This is a genomic window from Bradyrhizobium sp. WBAH42 (genome assembly GCF_024585265.1).
Taxonomy (GTDB): Bacteria; Pseudomonadota; Alphaproteobacteria; order Rhizobiales; family Xanthobacteraceae; genus Bradyrhizobium.
Window position 1 is genome coordinate 5,648,977 of record NZ_CP036533.1, and the last position, 19,169, is coordinate 5,668,145.

A 19,169-nucleotide genomic window follows, 5' to 3' on the forward strand; every position below is an offset into this window, starting at 1 on the left:
TTACGCCTCTTCCTGAGCCTGGGTGGCGTCGCCGTTGGTGCGGTGCTGGGCGTTGATCCGCTGCTTCAGGATCGCCGAGGGCTTGAACACCATGACGCGGCGCGGCGAGATCGGCACCTCGGTGCCGGTCTTCGGGTTGCGGCCGATGCGCTGGCCCTTCTTGCGCACCATAAAGGAGCCGAACGAGGACAATTTCACCGTCTCGCCCTTCTCCAGGCAGTCGGTGATCTCCTTCAGCACGAGTTCCACGAAGGCGGACGATTCCGTGCGCGACAGGCCCACCTTCTGGTAGACGGCTTCGCACAGATCGACACGCGTTACGGTTTTGCTGGTCTCGCTCATCGCCCTGCCCCACCTCACGGCGAACAATTCTCGTCTGAAATTATGAGCTTACGATACGGCGGTCAACACCGCACATCAATGCAGACCTAGCGATAATCGGCGTGGATTCCGGCAAAATTTTATCGGTGTGGCTTACCAGCGCACCAGCGCGGAGCCCCAGGTGAAGCCGCCGCCCATGGCCTCCAGAAGGACCATGTCGCCCTTTTTGATGCGGCCGTCCCTGCGCGCCACGGAGAGCGCCAGCGGGATCGAGGCCGCGGAGGTGTTGCCGTGGCGGTCCACCGTCAGCACCACCTTCTCGGGCGCGATGTGCAGCTTGTGCGCGGAAGCGTCGATGATTCGCTTGTTGGCCTGGTGCGGCACGAACCAGTCGATGCCGTCGGCATTGAGCCCGGTCGCCTTGAAGGCATCGACGATCACGTCGGTGATCATGCCGACCGCATGCTTGAAGACCTCGCGGCCCTCCATGCGCAGATGACCGACGGTCTGGGTCGAGGACGGCCCGCCGTCCACGAACAGCTTTGCCTTGTGGCGGCCATCGGAGCGCAGATGCGTGGTCACGATGCCGCGGTCGGTCGCGGCATTGCCGGGCTGCTCCTGCGCCTCCAGCACCACGGCGCCGGCGCCGTCACCGAACAGCACGCAGGTGCCGCGATCATTCCAATCGAGGATGCGCGAGAAGGTCTCCGCGCCGATCACCAGCGCGCGCTTGTAGGCGCCGGTGCGCAGGAAATTGTCGGCGGTGGCCAGCGCAAACACGAAGCCCGAGCACACCGCCTGGAGATCGAAGGCCGCGCCATGATTGATGCCGAGCCCGTGCTGCACGGCGACGGCCGTCGCAGGGAAGGTGTTGTCGGGCGTCGAGGTCGCCAGCACGATCAGCTCGATCGACTGCGCGTCCACGCCGGCGTCGCGGAGCGCCGCCTGTGCCGCCTTGATGGCGAGGTGCGAGGTGAACTCGCCCTCGGCCGCGATGTGCCGCTCGCGAATGCCGGTGCGCTGCACGATCCACTCGTCGGAGGTGTCGATGCGCGCCGCCAATTGGGCGTTGGTCACCACCTGCTCCGGCAGATAAGAGCCGCAGCCGAGCACGACCGAACGAATCTGAGTCACGAAACATCCTCCGGCGCGGGCTGCACGGATTTGAGTGCACCACCCTCGCGGTTGAGCATCTGATTGATCTTGTTCAGGAGATCGTAGTGAGCCATCTCATAGCCAACATCGATCGCATAGGCAAAGCCTTCGGCGTTGGTTCCGCCGTGGCTCTTGACCACTACCCCGTTCAGTCCCAGCAGCACGCCACCATTGGACTTATTGGGGTCCATCTTGTTACGCAGGGCCTGAAAGGCGCTGCGGGCGAAGAGATAGCCGAGCTTGGACGTCCAGCTCCGCTGCATCTCGTTACGGAGCAATTCCGCCATCTGCCGTGCGGTTCCCTCGGCCGCCTTCAGCGCGATGTTGCCGCTGAAGCCTTCGGTGACGATCACGTCGGCCAGGCCCTTGCCGATGCCGTCGCCCTCGACGAAGCCGATATAGTCGAGCTCCGGCAGGTTCCGCGCCCGCAAGATCTCGCTGGCCTCGCGGATCTCCTCGTGGCCCTTGATCTCCTCGGCGCCGATATTGAGCAGCCCGACCGTGGGTCGGGGCTTGTTGAACAGCACGCTCGCCTTGGCCGCGCCCATCACTGCCATGGAGACCAGGTGGTGGGCATCGCCGCCGAGCGTGGCGCCGAGGTCGAGCACGACCGACTCCCCGCGCAGGGTCGGCCAGATCGCCGAGATCGCGGGGCGGTCGATGCCCGGCAGGGTGCGCAGGTGGAAGCGGGCCATCGCCATCAGCGCGCCGGTATTGCCGGCGGAGATCGCGACATCCGCCTCGCCTTTCTTGACCGCATCGATCGCGAGCCACATCGAGGAGGTCTTGCGGCCGCGCCGCAGCGCCTGGCTCGGCTTGTCCTCCATGCTGACGGCGACGTCGGTATGGACGATTCTGGAGGCGGCTTTCAGCTTCGGGTGCTTGTCGAGCTCGGGCTCGATCCGGGCGCGGTCGCCGACCAGCAGGAACTCGGTGTCGCGATGCCGGCCAAGCGAGATGGCGGCGCCCGGAATGACCACTGCGGGGCCGACATCGCCCCCCATGGCGTCCAGCGCGATGCGAACCTTGCTTGGCATGAAAGTCCTGGAAACCTGGTCTGGTGCAGTCTGAGCTAGCGGGGCCGCAAAATGGGTTTGCCACCGAGATGGCGACCGGCCAAGCGCCACGCCGCACCCGAACCGGGGCGCGACAATAGCGTTTTGTGCCCCCGAAACAACCTCTTGCCCCCAGCCTTTTGCATCCGAGGCGATCCGGCCGCCGGCCGCGGATTTCGCAGGAAACACATTGAAATCAGACGGATAAACGGCTGTCTCAAACCATCGAGGCAAATGGCTCGCGTGCCCTGGCAAGGCGGCCGCGAGCGGAAAATGCCCCTCACTGTTCCTTCTTCTTGTCCTGCAATGCCTTCAGCACGGCGAAGGGATGGTCCTCGGGGTCGGGAGCGGTGACCTCCACCTCGAACACGGCGCCCTCCTTCCGCGGATAGGGATCGATCGCCAGGAACAGGACGTCGGTGGCGAGCCGGCCGAGATCGATGATGCCGCCCGTGATCGGCTCGGGCGGGTCGGCGACTTCGGGCGGCGCCTCATCGTCCTGCCCCTCCTCGATCAGGTCGGCCAGGCGGCGCGCCTCGGCCTCGGGGGCGAACATCAGGTCCACCTCCTCCTCGATCTCGGTCTCAATCGGGTCGAGCGTGACGACGCAGGTCTGGCCGATGCGGCCGCGGACGAGGCCCGTGACCTGGACCCGCCCGCCGCTTTTCGGCACGACATTGAAGCTGGCATGAGCGGACAGGATCTCGCGCAGGCCCGCGACCTCCGCCATCGCCTGCCGCTCGGCCGCCGATGCTTCGAGCTCGCGATGCAGCCCGGCGTCCGGGATCTGGGCAACGATGACGGGCGCCCGCCACGGATCGGGTGCGGAATCTGGTCGGCTCATGGCGTGACACCCTCTGGCAACGCCGGGGGAAACGTGAAGGACGCGCGCAGCAGCGCAGCCTCTTCGGCCCGGCCGAGATCGGCCTCGCTGGCCCGCGCATAGACCGCGAGCCGCTTGGCCTGGTCGAAACCGGTCCCATTCAAGATATTCTTGCAGATCGCCGATGCCAGAGCCTCGCCGCCGGCTTCCATCGCCTGGTCATAGGCCTGGACGCGGCCGTAGAAGGCCTCGCCGAAGGCCCGCATCCGCTTCGGCACGGTCTGGTCGCCCACCCCCATCTCGCGCAGATTGTCGTCCATGTCCTCGCAGAAGCGATCGAACAGCGCCTGGGACAGCTCCGTGGCGCCCTGAACCGCGCGCAGGCGGCGCAGCAACAGCCACAGATGCAGCAGCAACAGGTCGAAACGCCCGTTAACCGTGTCGGGTACGCCCAAGTCCCGGTAAAATATGGGTTCTCGCGCCCGCGTCACGATCATGCCATAGATGGCTTCAATGGTGCCTGGCGGGGTTCGCCGGGGTTTCCTGAAGTGATTGAACGGCCAAAGCATTGTGGTTTCCGCAAGCGGGCGCGCGCGAGTTGCATTCAGACGCCCAGCCCGGTACTTCAGCGCCTCGCGCGACGCAAGGGGACGGAATCAGTTCCGCTATGACGACAACGAACCAGATCAGCCCGCGCGCGGACGTGCGGCGCGGCCTTCATGCCTGCTGGCGCGGCTTGCGCATGCTCGCGGCGACCGCAATGGTCGGCGTGGCCCTTGCGGCCTGCACCGGCGAGCAGTTCCAGAAGGGCTACATCCTGCCGCCCGGCGCGCTCGAGCAGATTCCGATCGGTGCGAGCCAGGACCAGGTGCTGATCGTGATGGGTACGCCCTCGACGGTCGCGACCCTCGACGGTGAAGTGTTCTACTACATCTCGCAGCGCTCGGAGCGCCCGGTCGCCTTCATGAACCAGAAGGTGGTCGATCAGCGCGTCATCGCGGTCTATTTCGACAAGAACCGGCGCGTGCGCAGGCTGGCGAATTACGGTCTCCAGGATGGCAAGATCTTCGACTTCATCAGCCGCACCACGCCGACGTCGGGTCAGGAGATGAGCTACCTCACACCGCTGTTCAAGCTGCTGAGCTTCAACTGAAGCCGCCGAAGGTTTCGATCGAAGCGCTCGTCGCTTCGCGTCGAACCAGCCTTCGGAGCCGGCTAATTCCATCGGAAGGTAAATGGCTTCGCGCCTGCGTCGTCGTGCCGCCCTCTGCGCGGCACTTGTCGTCGCGCGCGACTTGCGGTCGCACGTAGCGTTCCCTACGCTTCCTGCAAAGCAAGAAGCAGGAGTGGATTCGTGCCCAAGAAATTTCAGAACACTTTATTGTCGCGCCGTCGCGTGCTCGCCGGTGCTGCCGGCCTTTCGGCCGCAGCTTTTCTGCCGCGATCGAGCCTTGCCGACTGGAAGCCCACAGAAAACGTTCGGCTCATCGTGCCGGCCGCGGCCGGCGGTTCGACCGACGTGATGGGCCGGCTCCTGGCTGCGCATCTGCAAGCCGCCTGGGGCCAGTCGGCCGTGGTGGAAAACCGCTCCGGCGGCGGCGGCACCATCGGCACGGCCGAGGCCGTGCGCGCCAAGCCGGATGGTCACACCATCCTGGTCGGCAATCCGGGCCCGAACGCGATCGCCTACAGCATCTTCAAGAACCTCAGCTACAAGCCGGAGCAGCTTCAGCCGGTCTCGAACATGATCCGGATTCCGAACATCGTCTCGGCGCATCCGAAGACCGGCATCAAGTCGATTCCCGAGCTGATCGCGTTCCTGAAGGCCAATCCGGACAAGCTCAGCTACGCCTCTTCAGGCGTCGGCCAGAGCCCTCACCTCACCGGCGCCTGGTTCCTCCAGCTCACCGGCCTGAAGATGACGCACATCCCGTTCCGTGGGGCCGGACCCGCGTTGCAGGCGGCGCTCGCCGGCGACATCCAGATCCTGTTCGACAACCTCTATCCGAGCCTGCCGCAGGTGCAGAACGGCACGCTCAACGGCCTGTGCGTCACCACGCCCGAGCGCAGCGAGCTCGCGAAAGACCTGCCGACCATGCGCGAGAGCGCACCGGAGCTCGCGAACTTCGACATCTCCTCCTGGTTCTCCGTGTTCCTGCCGAAGGGCGTCTCGCCCGAGGTGCTCAATGCGCTCAATCTCCAGGTCAAGGCGATGCTGGAGCGCGACGACGTCAAGAAGCAGATCGCCGCCATGGGCGCCCGTGCCGACTACGGCACGCCGGAGCAGTTCGCCGCCTTCGTGGACGCCGAGACGAAGAAGTTCGCCGGCATCATCCAGAAGGAAGGCCTGCAGATGGACGTGCAGTAGGTCTCTCCCTCGTCATTGCGAGCGAAGCGAAGCAATCCAGAATCTCTCCGTGGAAAGACCCTGGATTGCTTCGTCGCAAGAGCTCCTCGCAATGACGTGGTGAGTGCGGCGGATCAATAAAACAAAAACCCCGCGGTTTGCACCGCGGGGTTTTCTTGTCCCGCTTTGCGCCGCTCAGTGCGCCAGGATCGCCAGCAGCAGCAGGGCCACGATGTTGGTGATCTTGATCATCGGGTTCACCGCAGGTCCCGCCGTGTCCTTGTAGGGATCGCCGACAGTGTCGCCGGTCACCGCGGACTTGTGGGCATCAGAGCCCTTGCCGCCGAAATGGCCGTCCTCGATGTACTTCTTGGCGTTGTCCCAGGCGCCGCCGCCCGAGGTCATGGAGATCGCGACGAACAGACCCGTCACGATCACACCGAGCAGCATCGCGCCGACGGCCGAGAACGCCGCCGACTTGCCGGCCGCGCCGCCGCCCGCGATCGCATAAATCAGGAAGTAGACGACGATCGGCGAGAGCACCGGCAGCAGCGAGGGGATGATCATCTCCTTGATCGCCGCGCGGGTCAGCAGGTCGACCGCCTTGCCATAGTCAGGCTTGTCGGTGCCCTGCATGATGCCCGGCTTCTCGCGGAACTGGCGACGAACCTCCTCGACGATCGCGCCGGCCGCACGGCCGACCGCGGTCATGCCCATCGCGCCGAACAGGTACGGCAGGAGGCCACCGAACAGCAGGCCCACCACCACGTAGGGATTGTTCAGCGAGAAGTCCGGATTGACGCCGGCGAAGTAGGGATGCTGCGCGGAGCGGGCCACGAAGAACTTGAGGTCCTCGTTGTAGGCCGCGAATAGCACCAGTGCACCCAGACCGGCCGAGCCGATCGCGTAGCCTTTGGTGACCGCCTTGGTGGTGTTGCCGACCGCATCGAGCGCGTCGGTCGACTTGCGCACCTCCTTCGGCAGTCCCGCCATTTCGGCAATGCCGCCGGCATTGTCGGTGACGGGGCCGAAGGCGTCGAGGGCGACGATCATGCCGGCCAGCGCCAGCATGGTCGCGGTCGCGATCGCGATGCCGAACAGCCCGGCGAGGCTGTAGGTGACCAGGATGCCGGCGATGATCACGATCGCAGGCAACGCGGTCGCTTCCATCGAGATGGCGAGGCCCTGGATCACGTTGGTGCCGTGGCCGGTGACCGAGGACTGGGCGATCGACTTCACCGGACGATAGTCGGTCCCGGTGTAGTATTCGGTGATCCAGATGATCAGCGCGGTGACGACGAGACCGACCACGCCGCACTCGAACAGCGCCATGCCGGTGTAATTGACGCCGTCGAGCTTGCCGAAGCCGATCAGGTAGTAGATCACCAGGGCGATGCCGATCAGCGACAGGATGCCGGTCGCGATCAGGCCCTTGTAGAGCGCGCCCATGATCGACTGGCTCGGCCCGAGCTTGACGAAGAAGGTGCCGATGATCGAGGTGATGATGCAGATGCCGCCGATCGCGAGCGGCAGCGTCATCATGTTGGCGAGGATCGGCGTCTTGGCGAAGAAGATCGCCGCCAGGACCATGGTGGCGACCGCGGTCACCGCATAGGTCTCGAACAGGTCGGCGGCCATGCCGGCGCAGTCGCCCACGTTGTCACCGACGTTGTCTGCGATGGTCGCGGGGTTGCGCGGATCGTCCTCGGGAATGCCGGCCTCGACCTTGCCGACGAGGTCGCCGCCGACGTCCGCACCCTTGGTGAAGATGCCGCCGCCGAGACGGGCGAAGATCGAGATCAGCGAGGCGCCAAAGCCGAGCGCCACCAGGGCGTCGACGACGACACGGCTGTCGGGCGCGAGCTTCAGCGAGTGGACCAGGAAGCCGAAATAGAGGGTCACACCCAGCAGCGCGAGACCGGCCACCAGAAGTCCGGTGATGGCGCCCGCCTTGAAGGCGAGCTCCAGGCCGCCGGCGAGCGACGTCGTCGCAGCCTGGGCGGTGCGCACATTGGCGCGCACCGAGACGTTCATGCCGATGAAGCCCGCAGCGCCGGACAGGATCGCGCCGATGGCGAAACCAATCGCGACATAGAGCCCGAGGAAATAGGCAAGCAGCACGAAGATGACGATGCCGACGATACCAATCGTGGTGTACTGGCGCCGGAGATACGCCTGTGCGCCTTCGCGCACGGCACCTGCGATCTCCTGCATGCGCGGCGACCCCGCATCCGCGCCCAACACCGAAGACGTCGCCCAAATCGCGTAGGCGACGGAAAGCGCTCCGCAGAGCACTATCAACCATAATGCTGTCATGTGATTTTTGCCTCAGATTCCTTGATGTACCCCCGGCGCCTTTTGTGTTCCGTCGTGCGGTGCGGCGCCTTGATTTTGAACAAAGCCGCCCCCTTGCCCTTAAGGGGCGGCTCCAGTCGGCCGCGAGCTTGCCAAAATCAAATTGAGGGTGCAACGCCGGATAAGGCCGAAAAGGCCGATCTCGGCAGGTATTTAGGACCAAGTGCTGAGAACTAAGATGCCGGGTTGGAGCAATTGCTAGAAGTGGCTGTAGGACAGCCGCGTCAAAAGCAGGTCCTGGCCCTGACCATCCAGGAAGCGCGGCGGCTTCTGCCCTTCCGTGATCGTACCGATCGCGGTCACGGCAACGCCCAGGGCCCGCCCCGCGGCAATCAGCGCGTCACACTGTGCCGGCGGAGCGGTGCACAGCACCTCGTAGTCATCGCCTCCGGCAAGCAGCGTCTCGACAGACACGACGTTGCGGGCGCGCAGGCCGGCCGCCGCGGCCGAGAGGGGCACGCTCGTCACGTCGACCGAGGCCGAGACCCCGGACGCGGTGCAGAGCTTGGTCAGATCGCCGGCGAGGCCATCGGAGACGTCCATCGCTGCGGTGGCATGGTCGCGCACCGCCCGCGCCAGCACGTTGCGCGGCTGCGGCACCCGATAGCGCGAGACCAAAAAATCCCGTGCCGCGGGATCGGATGCCAGCGCGGCGGCCACAGCGCCGCCTTTGAGCACGTCGAGGCCGAGCGCGGCATCGCCGATCGTCCCCGTCACCAGGATGCGGTCGCCCGGCGTTGCGCCGGTCCGGCCGACCATCCGTCCCCGAGGCACACGGCCAAAGGCGGTGATCGAGATCATCTGCGGGCCCGGCGTCGACACCGTGTCGCCGCCGAGCAGAGGACAAGCGAAGGTCTTGGCGACCTCGCCCAGCGCGTCCGCAAAGGGGCGCAGCCAGGCATCCTCCTTGCTGCGCAACGCCAGCGTCAGCACGAAGCCTGCTGGGGTTGCTCCCTTCGCCGCGAGATCGGACAGGTTCACCCGCAACGCCTTGCGCGCGATGGTGTCAGGCGGATCACCGGCAAGATAATGCACGCCCTCGACGATAGCGTCGGTGGTGACGACGACGTCCTCGCCGGACGAGGACAGGACCGCAGCGTCGTCGACCAGCCCGAACGCGCCGGGATCGGTCGCCAGCGGCTTGAAATAGCGGGCGATGAGGGAGTCTTCGCCGGAGGGATCCTGTGCGTTCGTCATCGGCGCCAACTCCACCCTCCGCTGTCATCGCCCGGCTTGACCGGGCGATCCAGTACGCCGAGAAGCCGATCTCAATAACCGCTGCCGCGGCGTACTGGATCACCCGCTTACGCGGGTGATGACAGCGGAATGTGTGACTACCCCCGCCCGAACTCGTCGCCGCGAAACTGCCGGCCGATCTGGTCGAGCACGGCGTTGACCATGCCGGTCTCCTCGCGATCGACGAAGGCGTTGGCGACGTCGACATATTCGGAGACCACCACCCGGCCGGGCACGTCCTTGCGGTGCTGGAGCTCATAGGCTCCGGCCCGCAGCACCGCCCGCAGGATCGCCTCGATCCGCTTGAGCGGCCAGCCCTTCGACAGCGCCTCGTCGATCAGGGGATCGAGCTTCTTCTGGTCGCGTACGACGCCCGAGACGACGTCGCGGAAAAAGGCAGCTTCCGCCGGCAGATAGGTGTCGCCCTCGACCTCGTTGCCGAGCCAATGGCTTTCGAACTCGGCAAAGATATCGTTGATGCCCGCGCCGGCGATGTCCATCTGGTACAGCGCCTGCACGGCCGCGAGCCGCGCCGCACCGCGCCGGTTCGCCTTCTTCTCCGGAACGCCCGCCGGTTTCTTGATCTCAGCCATGGCTTCAGGCCTGCGCCAGGCGGCGTTTGATGCGCAGCATCGCAAGCGCGGCGCGCGCGGCATCGCCGCCCTTGTTGAGCTCGCTGGCGCGCGCCCGCGCCCAGGCCTGCGCCTCGGTGTTGACGGTGAGGATGCCGTTGCCGAGCGGCAGCTTTCGCGCCACCGCGAGGTCCATCAGCGCGCGCGAGGATTCCTGCGAGACGATCTCGAAATGGATGGTGTCGCCGCGGATCACGCAGCCGAGCGCGATCACCGCGTCATACGGCTTGCCGTTCGCCGCGGCGGCATCGACCGCGATGGCCACTGCCGCTGGGATCTCCAGCGCACCGGGAACCGTGATGACGTCATGCGTCAGGCCGGCTGCCTTCAGCTCGGCGACTGCGCCGTCCAGCAGCGCATCCTGGAGATCGTCATAGAACCTTGCCTCGACTACAAGCGCGCGCGCGCCGGAAATGTCGGTCTGGTCCTTCAGGGGTGCGCGCCGCGCGTCTGCCATCGTTCAATCCGTTTCGAATGGGGTCGGCGCTATGTAGTCGCCGGCAGCATGTAAGCCAAGTTCTAAGAGACCGTCATTTCCGTCAGCCGCGCCGCATACCGGGCCATCAAATCGACCTCGATATTGACCTCGGAGCCCGCCTTCCAGCTGCCGATCGTCGTGACATCAAGCGTGTGCGGAATGATGAGCACCGAAAAGGTCACGTCTGCAACCGTATTGATCGTCAGCGAGACGCCGTCGAGCGTGATCGAGCCCTTGGTGGCGATGAATCGTGCCAGCTCCCGCGTCGTCGAGAGCACGAACCGCGCCATATCCGGCAAGTCCTCGCGGCTGACGATGGTTGCAATGCCATCGGCGTGGCCAGCGACGATATGGCCGCCGAGCTCATCGCCGATCTTCAGCGCGCGCTCGAGGTTGAGCTTCGTCCCGACCTTCCAGTGCTTGGCCGTCGTCAGCGCCAGCGTCTCGGCCGCGGTATCGACCTCGAACCAGGTCCTTTGCTTAGAGTCCCTGCCGTCCGCAACGCCCGAGGCGACCACGGTCAGGCAGACGCCGTTGCAGGCGATCGAGGCGCCGTCCGCAATCGTGCTCTGATCGTAGCGGCAGGCGATGCGGAGCCGGTGCAGCTGGCCCTGCGCCGTTGGCGTGAAGCTGACGATCTCGCCGATATCGGTGACAATGCCGGTGAACATTACGCGCGCTCGTAGATGGTGAGAGTATCCTTGCCGTAGGTCTCGCTAGCATGAACCTTGTAGGCCGGCGACTGCGTGATTTTCGACAGGGGCAATGCATCGAGCGCATCGACGCCGCCGTCGCCGACCGCTTCCGCGCCGCGGAACAGCCAGATCTCGTCGACGAGATCGGCCGCGACGAAGGACGCCGCAACGCGGCTGCCGCCCTCGACCAGCAGCCGCGTGATGCCCTTCTCTCCCAGCGCATGCAGCACGGCCGAAAGATCGAGCCCGGATGCACTCCCCGCAGGCATGCGCATGATTTGCGCACCGGCCGCGCCAAGGCGTGTCGCGGCGGCCGCTTCCGCAAGCTCGGACGCGATCACCCAAAGCGGCGTCTCGCGCGCGGATCGAACCAGCTGGCTCGATGCGGGTATGCGCAGGCTGCGGTCGAGCACCACACGCACCGGCGAGCGCTCCGCCATGCCCGGCAGGCGGCAGTTGAGCTGCGGATCATCCGCCAGCACCGTGCCGATGCCGACCAGGATGGCGTCGCTTTGCGCGCGGAGCAGATGCACGCGATTGCGTGCCGCCTCGCCCGTGATCGCAAGCGGCTTGCCGCCGGCCGCACCGATCTTGCCGTCGGGCGAGACCGCGAGCTTCAGGATCACATGCGGACGCTTTTCCCGGATGCGGCGGAAATGGCCGGCATGGTCGAACGCGGCCTCCGCCGCGCAAAGACCGACATCCACCGTGATGCCGGCAGCGCGTAAGCGCGCATGGCCCTGCCCCGCCACTTCCGGATTGGGGTCCTCGATCGCCGCCACCACCCGCTTGATGCCGGCGGCGACCACCGCATCGGCGCAAGGCGGCGACTTGCCGAAATGCGAGCACGGCTCCAGCGTGACATAGAGCGTGGCGCCCCGCGCAGCCTCGCCGGCGCGCCGCAACGCTTCGGGCTCGCCATGCGGCCGTCCGCCCGGCTGCGTCCAGCCGCGGCCGACGATGACGCCATCCTTGACGATGACGGCGCCCACGGCCGGATTGGGCCAGGTCCGCCCCTGCCCGCGCCTGCCCAGCGCGAGCGCCAGCTCCATGAAACGGCGATCAGCATCCTTGGCCTCGCGGGCCTTCTGCGCGAACTGGTCTTCCAGGATGCGGAAGATCATTTGCGGATCGCGGCGAGCCGCGCTTCCTCCTCACCGGAGAGCTCGCCGAGTACGTCGGCGAAATCCTTGGCCTCGCGGAAATTGCGGTAGACCGAGGCAAAGCGAACATAGGCGACGTCGTCGAGTGTGCGCAGATGCTCCATCACGGTCTCGCCGATCACCTCCGAGGAGATCTCGGCCTCACCTCCGGTCTCAAGCTCGCGCACGATGGTGGAGACCATCTTCTCGACCCGCTCCGGCTCGACCTGCCGCTTGCGAAGTGAGATCTGGACCGAGCGCATCAGCTTGTCGCGGTCGAACGGCACGCGGCGGCCGTTGCGCTTGATCACCGTGAGCTCGCGCAGCTGCACGCGCTCGAAGGTGGTGAAGCGGAAATTGCAGGCGACGCACACGCGCCGCCTGCGGATCGCGGACGAATCCTCGGTCGGACGCGAGTCCTTTACCTGCGTATCGAGACTGTTGCAGTTCGGGCAGCGCATCCGTGTACCTTGAAAGGTTTTCTTGGACCTTACTGATAGATCGGGAACCGGTCGGTGAGCGCCTTGACCCGTTCCTTGATCGCAGCCTCCACCAGCGGCGCCTTGCCGTCGGAGGATTGCGCGATCGCGTTGAGGACCTCGGCGATCATGCCGCCGACCTGCTGGAATTCGGCGACGCCGAACCCGCGGCTGGTCGCAGCCGGCGTGCCAAGCCGAATGCCCGACGTGACGAAGGGCGATTCCGGATCGAACGGAATGCCGTTCTTGTTGCAGGTGATGGCCGCGCGGACCAGCGCCTTCTCCGAGACGTTGCCCTTCAGGCCCTTCGGCCTGAGATCGACCAGCATCAGATGATTGTCGGTGCCGCCGGAGACGATGTCGAGACCATGACCCTTCAGGGTCTCGGCCAAGGCCTTGGCGTTCTCGACGATGTTCTTGGCGTAGACCTTGAAGTCCGGACGCAGCGCCTCGCCGAAGGCGACCGCCTTCGCCGCAATCACGTGCATCAGGGGACCGCCCTGCAGCCCCGGGAAGATCGCCGAGTTGAGCTTCTTGGTCAGCGTCTCGTCATTCCACAGCATGAGGCCGCCGCGCGGACCGCGCAGCGACTTGTGCGTCGTGGTGGTGGTGACATGCGCATACGGCACGGGCGAGGCATGCACGCCGCCGGCGACGAGCCCGGCGAAATGCGCCATGTCGACCAGGAGGTAGGCGCCGACGCTGTCGGCGATCTCGCGGAAGCGCTTGAAATCCCAGGCGCGCGAATAGGCGGAGCCGCCGGCGATGATCAGCTTCGGCTTGACCTGCTCGGCCTGCTTGGCCACTGCGTCCATGTCGATGATCTGGTCCTCGCGGCGCACCGTGTAGTGCGCGGCCTTGAACCATTTGCCGCTCATGTTGACGGGCGAGCCATGGGTGAGATGGCCGCCGGCGGCGAGATCGAGACCCATGAAGGTGTCGCCTGGCTGCAGCAGCGCCAGGAACACCGCCTGGTTCATCTGGCTGCCGGAGTTCGGCTGCACGTTGGCGAAATTGGCGCCGAACAGCTTCTTGGCGCGATCGATCGCAAGGTTCTCGGCGACGTCGACCCACTCACAACCGCCATAGTAGCGCGCGCCTGGATAACCTTCCGCGTATTTGTTGGTCATGACCGAACCCTGCGCTTCCAGCACGGCCCGACTGACGATGTTCTCGGAGGCGATCAACTCGACCTCGTGGCGCTGCCGGCCGAGCTCGCCCTTGATGGCGGCGGCGATTTCCGGATCGGCCTGCTCGAGCGGGGCGGTGAAAAACGAATCGGGCGCGGAGGCGGTTTTTGCGAGGGTCATCTTGCGAATATCTCCACCGCCGCAGCCTTTTGGCGGGCTACGGGCGGGTCTGGTGTGGCGGTCGGAAGCACGCGCGATCTACCACATCGCCCGCAACAGGCCAAGCATTTGCGGGTCGGGCCTGATATTTATGCAAGATATGGTGGGATTGGGGGGGTCAGCCCGGGAGCGGTTTTGCAAGACCCCTGCCCATCAATATTCGGGTGGGGCCGCTTTGGGCCTCATCCTTTGCCAGCTGCCATCGGGCGCAGCCGGCGCCCCTCCTCACAGCCCCGTATACCCCGCTTTCACCGGGTCGACGCTGCCGTCGAGCTGGCGCAGATAGGTCAGGCCGCAGACGGTCAACCTGTGGGTGTCGGTCTCGCCGGCCTCCATCAGGATATTGAGGTAATTCGTGACCTTTTCACGCGCCTCGGCGCTGGCCGCCGCGGTGCGGTTGGCGAGCAGGTCATAGGTCTGCATGATGCGGTCGATGGCGGCTTCCATGGCATCCTCTGGTTCGTCGGGATCTTGGGGGTTTTGATCAGGCAACCGCTCTAGCCTCGGTCTGCGCCTGGAACCGGGCGATGGCCTTGTTGGCCAGCCTGATCTTGTTGAATTCGCCCTGTTGAAGCAGCTTGACGACCAGGCCGAGCAGGCGTTCATCGGTGACGAGAGTGTCCGGGATCGCCCCGGAGCGGCGAAGGTAGTTTGCGGCGATGGCATAGGCCTCGCTGACGAGTTCCACGTTCATCACCTGAAGCCCGCGCTCGACCAGCATCGACGTTTCTCCGATCCGAAGGAGATAAGCGCCGAGCCGGGAACTGGTTCCTGGCAGCCAGGGATTTTTTCGCAGGTGCAAAAACATCAACGCACCGGTCCGGGGGCAACTCCGGACCGGCGCGCTTGGGGAAGTCAGGCACGTTCGGGAGGGCTGCCGGTCTTGTTGCGGGCCGGCTTCGCCCTGATCCCATTAAAACTCAGAGGCGATAGAGGATCTGGTCGGTCCAGAACCGCTCGAGACGGTGCAGCGACTTGTTGAGGGTCGCGAACTCGTCGCCGGAGATGCCGCCGACCTGCTCCACCGTCTTGACGTGCTTCTGGTAGAGCGCGTCGACGATGCGACGGACTTCCTGGCCCTGCGGGGTCAGGCGGATGCGCACCGAGCGGCGATCGACGCGCGAGCGCTGATGATCGAGGAAGCCGAGCTCGACGAGCTTCTTCAGATTGTAGGAGACGTTGGAGCCGAGATAGTAACCGCGCGTGCGCAATTCGCCCGCGGTCAGCTCCTTGTCGCCGATGTTGTAGAGCAAGAGCGCCTGGACCGAGTTGATGTCCGCACGGCCGCGGCGATCGAATTCGTCCTTGATCACGTCGAGGAGCCGGCGATGCAGCCGCTCCACCAGAGTCAAAGCTTCCAGATAGAGCGACTGCACCGAACCCTGCTGGCCGGAGACGCGCTCTGCGGTATCTGCCGCAGTTGCGACGGCTTTCATCATGACACTTCCCCTGTTGTCGTTTTTATCGACACTTATTCGACGAAACTTGTGTCCCGTCTGATAGCTGCAACTTAAGGGGCGCGTTTGAAGATCGGCTTAAATAAGAGAATAAAGAGATCATGAATTTAAGACAGTGAATTGCGCATTAAGCCTGTGCCACAAGCACTTTTCGAAAGCCTCTGTTGACCTTCGCAAGGTCCTGTTCACCCTCCGTCCGCCCCTGTTGTCGCATTCCAGAACAGCCCCGCCCTGTTTCGAAACGCATGCGTAAGAGCTGTGGCGGAACCGGCTGGTCAATGAAAACTTACCGCGAATTTTAGGCAACCAGCGGTCAACCAAACGCGCACAACTCCGCTCGTGTCCCGGACGAGCGAAGCGAAGATCCGGGACCCAAAGCCACAAACGAGATGTCGGAGAGATGGGCCCCGGCTCTGCAACGCATCACGCCGCAAGCGCGGCGCGCTGCGTCCGGGGCACGAGAGCATCTATCCAAGCCGTTGCCGCGCTACGGCGGTCGCTCGCGCGCGGCCATCCAGGCGAGCGCGAGATATGCGGCGAGCATGAAGACCTCGACGCCGACCACGACGAGGCTGCCGCCGTAGATCCCCGGGAACATCAGCTCGATCACGGCCATCGACACCACGGTCGTCAGCCACACCACCGCGCCCCATGGCGTTGCCAGCCAGAGGCCGACGGCGGCGACGAGCTCGATCACGGCGAAGTAGACGGTCGCGGCCTGCCAGGCCATCGACTGGTTCTCGAACGCCTCATCCTCGCCGCCGACGAAGCCCGTGACCTGCGCCCAGTGATAGAGGCCTTTGAGGATCGAGAGCAGCGCCATCACCCGCAGGAAAAGCACCAGCCGGCGGGTCCAGACATTGTCGTCGGACTCCGAGCGCTCCGAGGAGATCGCCTCGACTGAGAGTGCACTCTCTCGGGCAGCGTCCCTGGCATTGACGCCGCCCTGGGCCGTATCGCGGGTGGAGATCTCGGACATGGCCCCTTCTGGCTGCTTCGGCCCGCAAAATCAATCGCCTGCCATCCCTTGCGGCAGGTCAAGCCGCGGTGACGGGAACCGTGCGAGCTGGTATAAGAATAATTCCAGCCGGAGGAAGAGTAATGGCGATCAAATACGGACGTCCGATCGAATTGCGCGACGTTTCGCGCCGGGACAGCACGGCGGTGCCGCATGCCCTCGACCTGACCGTCCGTCCGCGCCGCAACCGCAAGGCCGAGTGGGCCCGGCGAATGGTGCGCGAGAACGTCCTCACCACCGACGATCTGATCTGGCCGCTGTTCCTGATCGACGGCACCAACAAGCGCGAGCAGGTCGCCTCGATGCCCGGCGTCGACCGCCTCAGCGTCGACCAGGCCGTGCGCGAGGCCGAGCGCGCCATGAAGCTGACCATCCCCTGCATCGCGCTGTTTCCCTACACCGATCCCTCCCTGCGCGACGAGGAAGGCTCCGAAGCCACCAACCCGAACAACCTGGTCTGCCAGGCCGTGCGCGCGATCAAGAAGGAGTTTCCGGAGATCGGAATCCTCTGCGACGTCGCGCTCGATCCCTTCACCAGCCACGGCCATGACGGCCTGATCTCCGACGGCAAGATTTTGAACGACGAGACGGTCGCCGTGCTGGTGCGCCAGGCGCTGGTGCAGGCCGAAGCCGGCTGCGACATCATCGCGCCCTCCGACATGATGGACGGCCGCGTCGCCGCGATCCGCGAGGGGCTGGACCGCGCCGGCCTGCTCGACGTGCAGATCATGGCCTATGCGGCCAAATACGCCTCCGCCTTTTATGGCCCGTTCCGCGACGCCATCGGCTCGGCCAAGACGCTCACCGGCGACAAGCGTACCTATCAGATGGACAGCGCCAACACCGATGAAGCGCTGCGCGAGGTCGAGCTCGACATCGCCGAGGGCGCCGACATGGTGATGGTGAAGCCCGGCATGCCTTATCTCGACGTGGTCCGCCGCGTGAAGGACACGTTCGCGATGCCGACCTTCGCCTATCAGGTCTCCGGCGAATACGCGATGATCGCCGCGGCCGCGAACAACGGCTGGCTCGACGGCGACCGCGCCATGATGGAAAGCCTGCTCGCCTTCAAGCGCGCCGGCGCCGACGGCGTGCTGAGCTATTTTGCGCCGAAGGCCGCGGAGAAGCTGCGGGCCCAGGCTTGATCCCACTTGCGGGCGTCCGGGTCCCGGCTCTGCGCGGCGCTTGTCGGGACGCGAGGGCAGAGTTGCCCGCACCTTACCGCTGCAACACTCAACCCGCCGCTTGCGCGTTCGGCTGAGGCCCGCACAACGGACGCAGCGCCTCGCGCTGCTCGCGCGACAGCACGGTGATTGGATAGATCGGCTCGCGCGTCGCCCGCTTGAAGAACGGATGCGGCGATGCCTTCCCCCGCAGCTTCCATGCCAGCACCTTGCCGATGGCGCGCAGGATGAGAGAAAGATTAAGTCCCGTCGCGCCCGCTGGTGGCTCGCCGACCGCGTACTTGCCGAGAATGGCGCCGATCGGCGCTCCCGCGACTTCGTCGACCGCCGGCGTGCCACCCTCGAACGCCTGCGCGATGATGCCGACGAAGGGAATGCTCGGCGAAAGGGTGTTGCCGACCGGTGTGTTGCAGCAGCTTGCATACCATCGATAAAGGCCTTTCGGGGTCAGCCGCACCCCCGCGATCCGGTCCTGCCCCTGCACGAATGTAAGCGTCGATGGCGCGACCTGGACAATGTCGCTGCCGCCTTTCGCATTCAACAGATCGGCGCGACCGAGCTGGTGTGCAAAGGCCTGGCAGTCGTCGCAGTAGCAGACCACGCGATTGACGGTCTGCCGCGACACGCCCGTGACGACGGCGCAGACCCCGCCACAGCGGCAACGCAATTCGATCTGACGATCCATTGAAAATCGTTCCTGTGAGGGATCACCCCGCCCCAGCATGGTGCAAATCACGGACCGCGCAAGCGGCCACGGCCGCCGAATCGCCGGAATATTTTGCGGTGGTACTGGGCCGACAGCCTTGGCGTGCGGCCTGGCTGTTCCCATGTGCTGCGGTGAGATATCCAAAAGCGGAAGGGGAAGCTCGTGTCATATTCTGGTTCGCCAAATGACGGCGGCGCCTGGCGCAATGACGGCGCCATGCAACCGCACGCCTACGACCCCGACCTGCATCCGGACCTGTTCCGGGGCGTCGCGACGCGGCGGGTGTTCGCCTTCCTGATCGACATGGTCGTGATCTCGGTCCCGGTGATCCTCGGCTACATCTTCATCGCCTTGTTCGGCGTGGTCACCCTCGGCATCGGCTGGGCGCTGTTCTGGATCGCCTGGCCGGCCTCCGTGATCTGGGCCATCGTCTATTACGGCGCCAGCATCGGCGGTCCGTCCTCCGCCACGGTCGGCATGCGCCTGATGGACCTGGAGCTGCGCACCTGGTACGGCGCGCCTGGCTATTTCGTGCTCGGCGCCACCCATGCCGTGCTGTTCTGGGTGACGGTCTCGTTCCTGTCGCCATTCGTGGTGCTGGTCGGCCTGTTCAACGGCCGCCGTCGCCTGCTGCACGACTTCGTGCTGGGAACGGTCGTAATCAACAATTCGGTTCGCATACCCGCACCCCAGGCGGCGCGGACGTGGTGAGCTAATCGATTGACCGGGGGCTTCTG

Annotated in this window: 22 protein-coding genes; 4 read left to right on the forward strand and 18 right to left on the reverse strand. The window is 65.3% G+C overall.

The window, feature by feature from the left end; genetic code table 11:
- The 5 genes from DCG74_RS26440 to DCG74_RS26460 form a co-directional block, all read right to left on the reverse strand.
- Positions 1-342, reverse strand: a complete 342-nt coding sequence (locus DCG74_RS26440) for an integration host factor subunit alpha (protein WP_036010431.1) — start codon at positions 340-342, stop codon at positions 1-3.
- Between the two features lie 132 nt (positions 343-474).
- A complete protein-coding gene (locus tag DCG74_RS26445; protein WP_172783466.1) occupies positions 475-1,455 on the reverse strand; it encodes a beta-ketoacyl-ACP synthase III in 981 nt (326 codons plus the stop codon).
- Entirely contained in the window at positions 1,452-2,513 is a 1,062-nt protein-coding gene (gene plsX, locus DCG74_RS26450) for a phosphate acyltransferase PlsX (RefSeq protein ID WP_172783465.1), read from the reverse strand. The genes DCG74_RS26445 and plsX overlap by 4 nt, the downstream gene beginning before the upstream one ends.
- Before the next feature lie 298 nt (positions 2,514-2,811).
- Entirely contained in the window at positions 2,812-3,375 is a 564-nt protein-coding gene (locus tag DCG74_RS26455) for a DUF177 domain-containing protein (RefSeq protein WP_172783464.1), read from the reverse strand.
- Positions 3,372-3,923 (reverse strand): ubiquinol-cytochrome C chaperone family protein, encoded by a 552-nt coding sequence (locus DCG74_RS26460; RefSeq protein ID WP_172783463.1) that lies wholly within the window; start codon positions 3,921-3,923, stop codon positions 3,372-3,374. The genes DCG74_RS26455 and DCG74_RS26460 overlap by 4 nt, the downstream gene beginning before the upstream one ends.
- A gap of 98 nt (positions 3,924-4,021) precedes the next feature.
- On the opposite strand from DCG74_RS26460, the gene DCG74_RS26465 reads away from it, so the two are divergent.
- Positions 4,022-4,507: an outer membrane protein assembly factor BamE gene (locus DCG74_RS26465; protein WP_172783462.1), complete on the forward strand. Its 486-nt coding sequence runs from the start codon at positions 4,022-4,024 to the stop codon at positions 4,505-4,507.
- A 201-nt stretch (positions 4,508-4,708) separates the two neighbouring features.
- Positions 4,709-5,722: a tripartite tricarboxylate transporter substrate binding protein gene (locus DCG74_RS26470; RefSeq protein ID WP_172783461.1), complete on the forward strand. Its 1,014-nt coding sequence runs from the start codon at positions 4,709-4,711 to the stop codon at positions 5,720-5,722.
- A 174-nt stretch (positions 5,723-5,896) separates the two neighbouring features.
- On the opposite strand, the gene DCG74_RS26475 is transcribed toward DCG74_RS26470, so the two are convergent.
- From DCG74_RS26475 to DCG74_RS26530, 12 genes are all read right to left on the reverse strand, one after another.
- Entirely contained in the window at positions 5,897-8,017 is a 2,121-nt protein-coding gene (locus DCG74_RS26475) for a sodium-translocating pyrophosphatase (RefSeq protein WP_172783460.1), read from the reverse strand.
- 237 nt (positions 8,018-8,254) lie between these two features.
- On the reverse strand, positions 8,255-9,253 hold the full coding sequence (gene thiL / locus DCG74_RS26480; protein ID WP_172783459.1) for a thiamine-phosphate kinase: 999 nt from the start codon (positions 9,251-9,253) through the stop codon (positions 8,255-8,257).
- A 137-nt stretch (positions 9,254-9,390) separates the two neighbouring features.
- Entirely contained in the window at positions 9,391-9,885 is a 495-nt protein-coding gene (nusB, locus tag DCG74_RS26485) for a transcription antitermination factor NusB (protein WP_172783458.1), read from the reverse strand.
- A 4-nt stretch (positions 9,886-9,889) separates the two neighbouring features.
- The gene (gene ribH, locus DCG74_RS26490) at positions 9,890-10,381 is read right to left on the reverse strand and encodes a 6,7-dimethyl-8-ribityllumazine synthase (RefSeq protein WP_172783457.1); all 492 of its coding nucleotides are present in this window, start codon (positions 10,379-10,381) and stop codon (positions 9,890-9,892) included.
- A gap of 62 nt (positions 10,382-10,443) precedes the next feature.
- On the reverse strand, positions 10,444-11,073 hold the full coding sequence (locus tag DCG74_RS26495; RefSeq protein WP_172783456.1) for a riboflavin synthase: 630 nt from the start codon (positions 11,071-11,073) through the stop codon (positions 10,444-10,446).
- Positions 11,073-12,221 (reverse strand): bifunctional diaminohydroxyphosphoribosylaminopyrimidine deaminase/5-amino-6-(5-phosphoribosylamino)uracil reductase RibD, encoded by a 1,149-nt coding sequence (ribD, locus tag DCG74_RS26500; RefSeq protein ID WP_172783455.1) that lies wholly within the window; start codon positions 12,219-12,221, stop codon positions 11,073-11,075. Before ribD ends, DCG74_RS26495 begins: the two co-directional genes overlap by 1 nt.
- Positions 12,218-12,700 (reverse strand): transcriptional regulator NrdR, encoded by a 483-nt coding sequence (nrdR, locus tag DCG74_RS26505; protein WP_172783454.1) that lies wholly within the window; start codon positions 12,698-12,700, stop codon positions 12,218-12,220. The genes ribD and nrdR overlap by 4 nt, the downstream gene beginning before the upstream one ends.
- Positions 12,701-12,729: 29 nt before the next feature.
- Positions 12,730-14,028 (reverse strand): serine hydroxymethyltransferase, encoded by a 1,299-nt coding sequence (gene glyA / locus DCG74_RS26510; protein WP_172783453.1) that lies wholly within the window; start codon positions 14,026-14,028, stop codon positions 12,730-12,732.
- A gap of 264 nt (positions 14,029-14,292) precedes the next feature.
- Positions 14,293-14,514 (reverse strand): hypothetical protein, encoded by a 222-nt coding sequence (locus DCG74_RS26515; RefSeq protein WP_025036694.1) that lies wholly within the window; start codon positions 14,512-14,514, stop codon positions 14,293-14,295.
- Between the two features lie 37 nt (positions 14,515-14,551).
- On the reverse strand, positions 14,552-14,788 hold the full coding sequence (locus tag DCG74_RS26520; protein WP_172783452.1) for a hypothetical protein: 237 nt from the start codon (positions 14,786-14,788) through the stop codon (positions 14,552-14,554).
- Positions 14,789-14,987: 199 nt separating this feature from the next.
- A complete protein-coding gene (ldtR, locus tag DCG74_RS26525) occupies positions 14,988-15,506 on the reverse strand; it encodes a transcriptional regulator LdtR (RefSeq protein ID WP_025036696.1) in 519 nt (172 codons plus the stop codon).
- 505 nt (positions 15,507-16,011) lie between these two features.
- Complete coding sequence (locus tag DCG74_RS26530; protein WP_172783451.1) at positions 16,012-16,503, reverse strand: DUF6163 family protein; 492 nt, start codon at positions 16,501-16,503, stop codon at positions 16,012-16,014.
- A gap of 122 nt (positions 16,504-16,625) precedes the next feature.
- Here DCG74_RS26530 and hemB point away from each other — a divergent pair, with 122 nt between their 5' ends.
- Positions 16,626-17,687 (forward strand): porphobilinogen synthase, encoded by a 1,062-nt coding sequence (gene hemB, locus DCG74_RS26535; RefSeq protein WP_172783450.1) that lies wholly within the window; start codon positions 16,626-16,628, stop codon positions 17,685-17,687.
- 88 nt (positions 17,688-17,775) lie between these two features.
- Here the strand turns inward: hemB and DCG74_RS26540 are convergent, their stop codons facing one another.
- Positions 17,776-18,411, reverse strand: a complete 636-nt coding sequence (locus tag DCG74_RS26540; RefSeq protein WP_172783449.1) for a DUF6151 family protein — start codon at positions 18,409-18,411, stop codon at positions 17,776-17,778.
- A gap of 183 nt (positions 18,412-18,594) precedes the next feature.
- Between DCG74_RS26540 and DCG74_RS26545 the strand changes: the two genes are divergently transcribed.
- Complete coding sequence (locus tag DCG74_RS26545) at positions 18,595-19,143, forward strand: RDD family protein (RefSeq protein ID WP_172783448.1); 549 nt, start codon at positions 18,595-18,597, stop codon at positions 19,141-19,143.
- Positions 19,144-19,169: the final 26 nt, after the last annotated feature.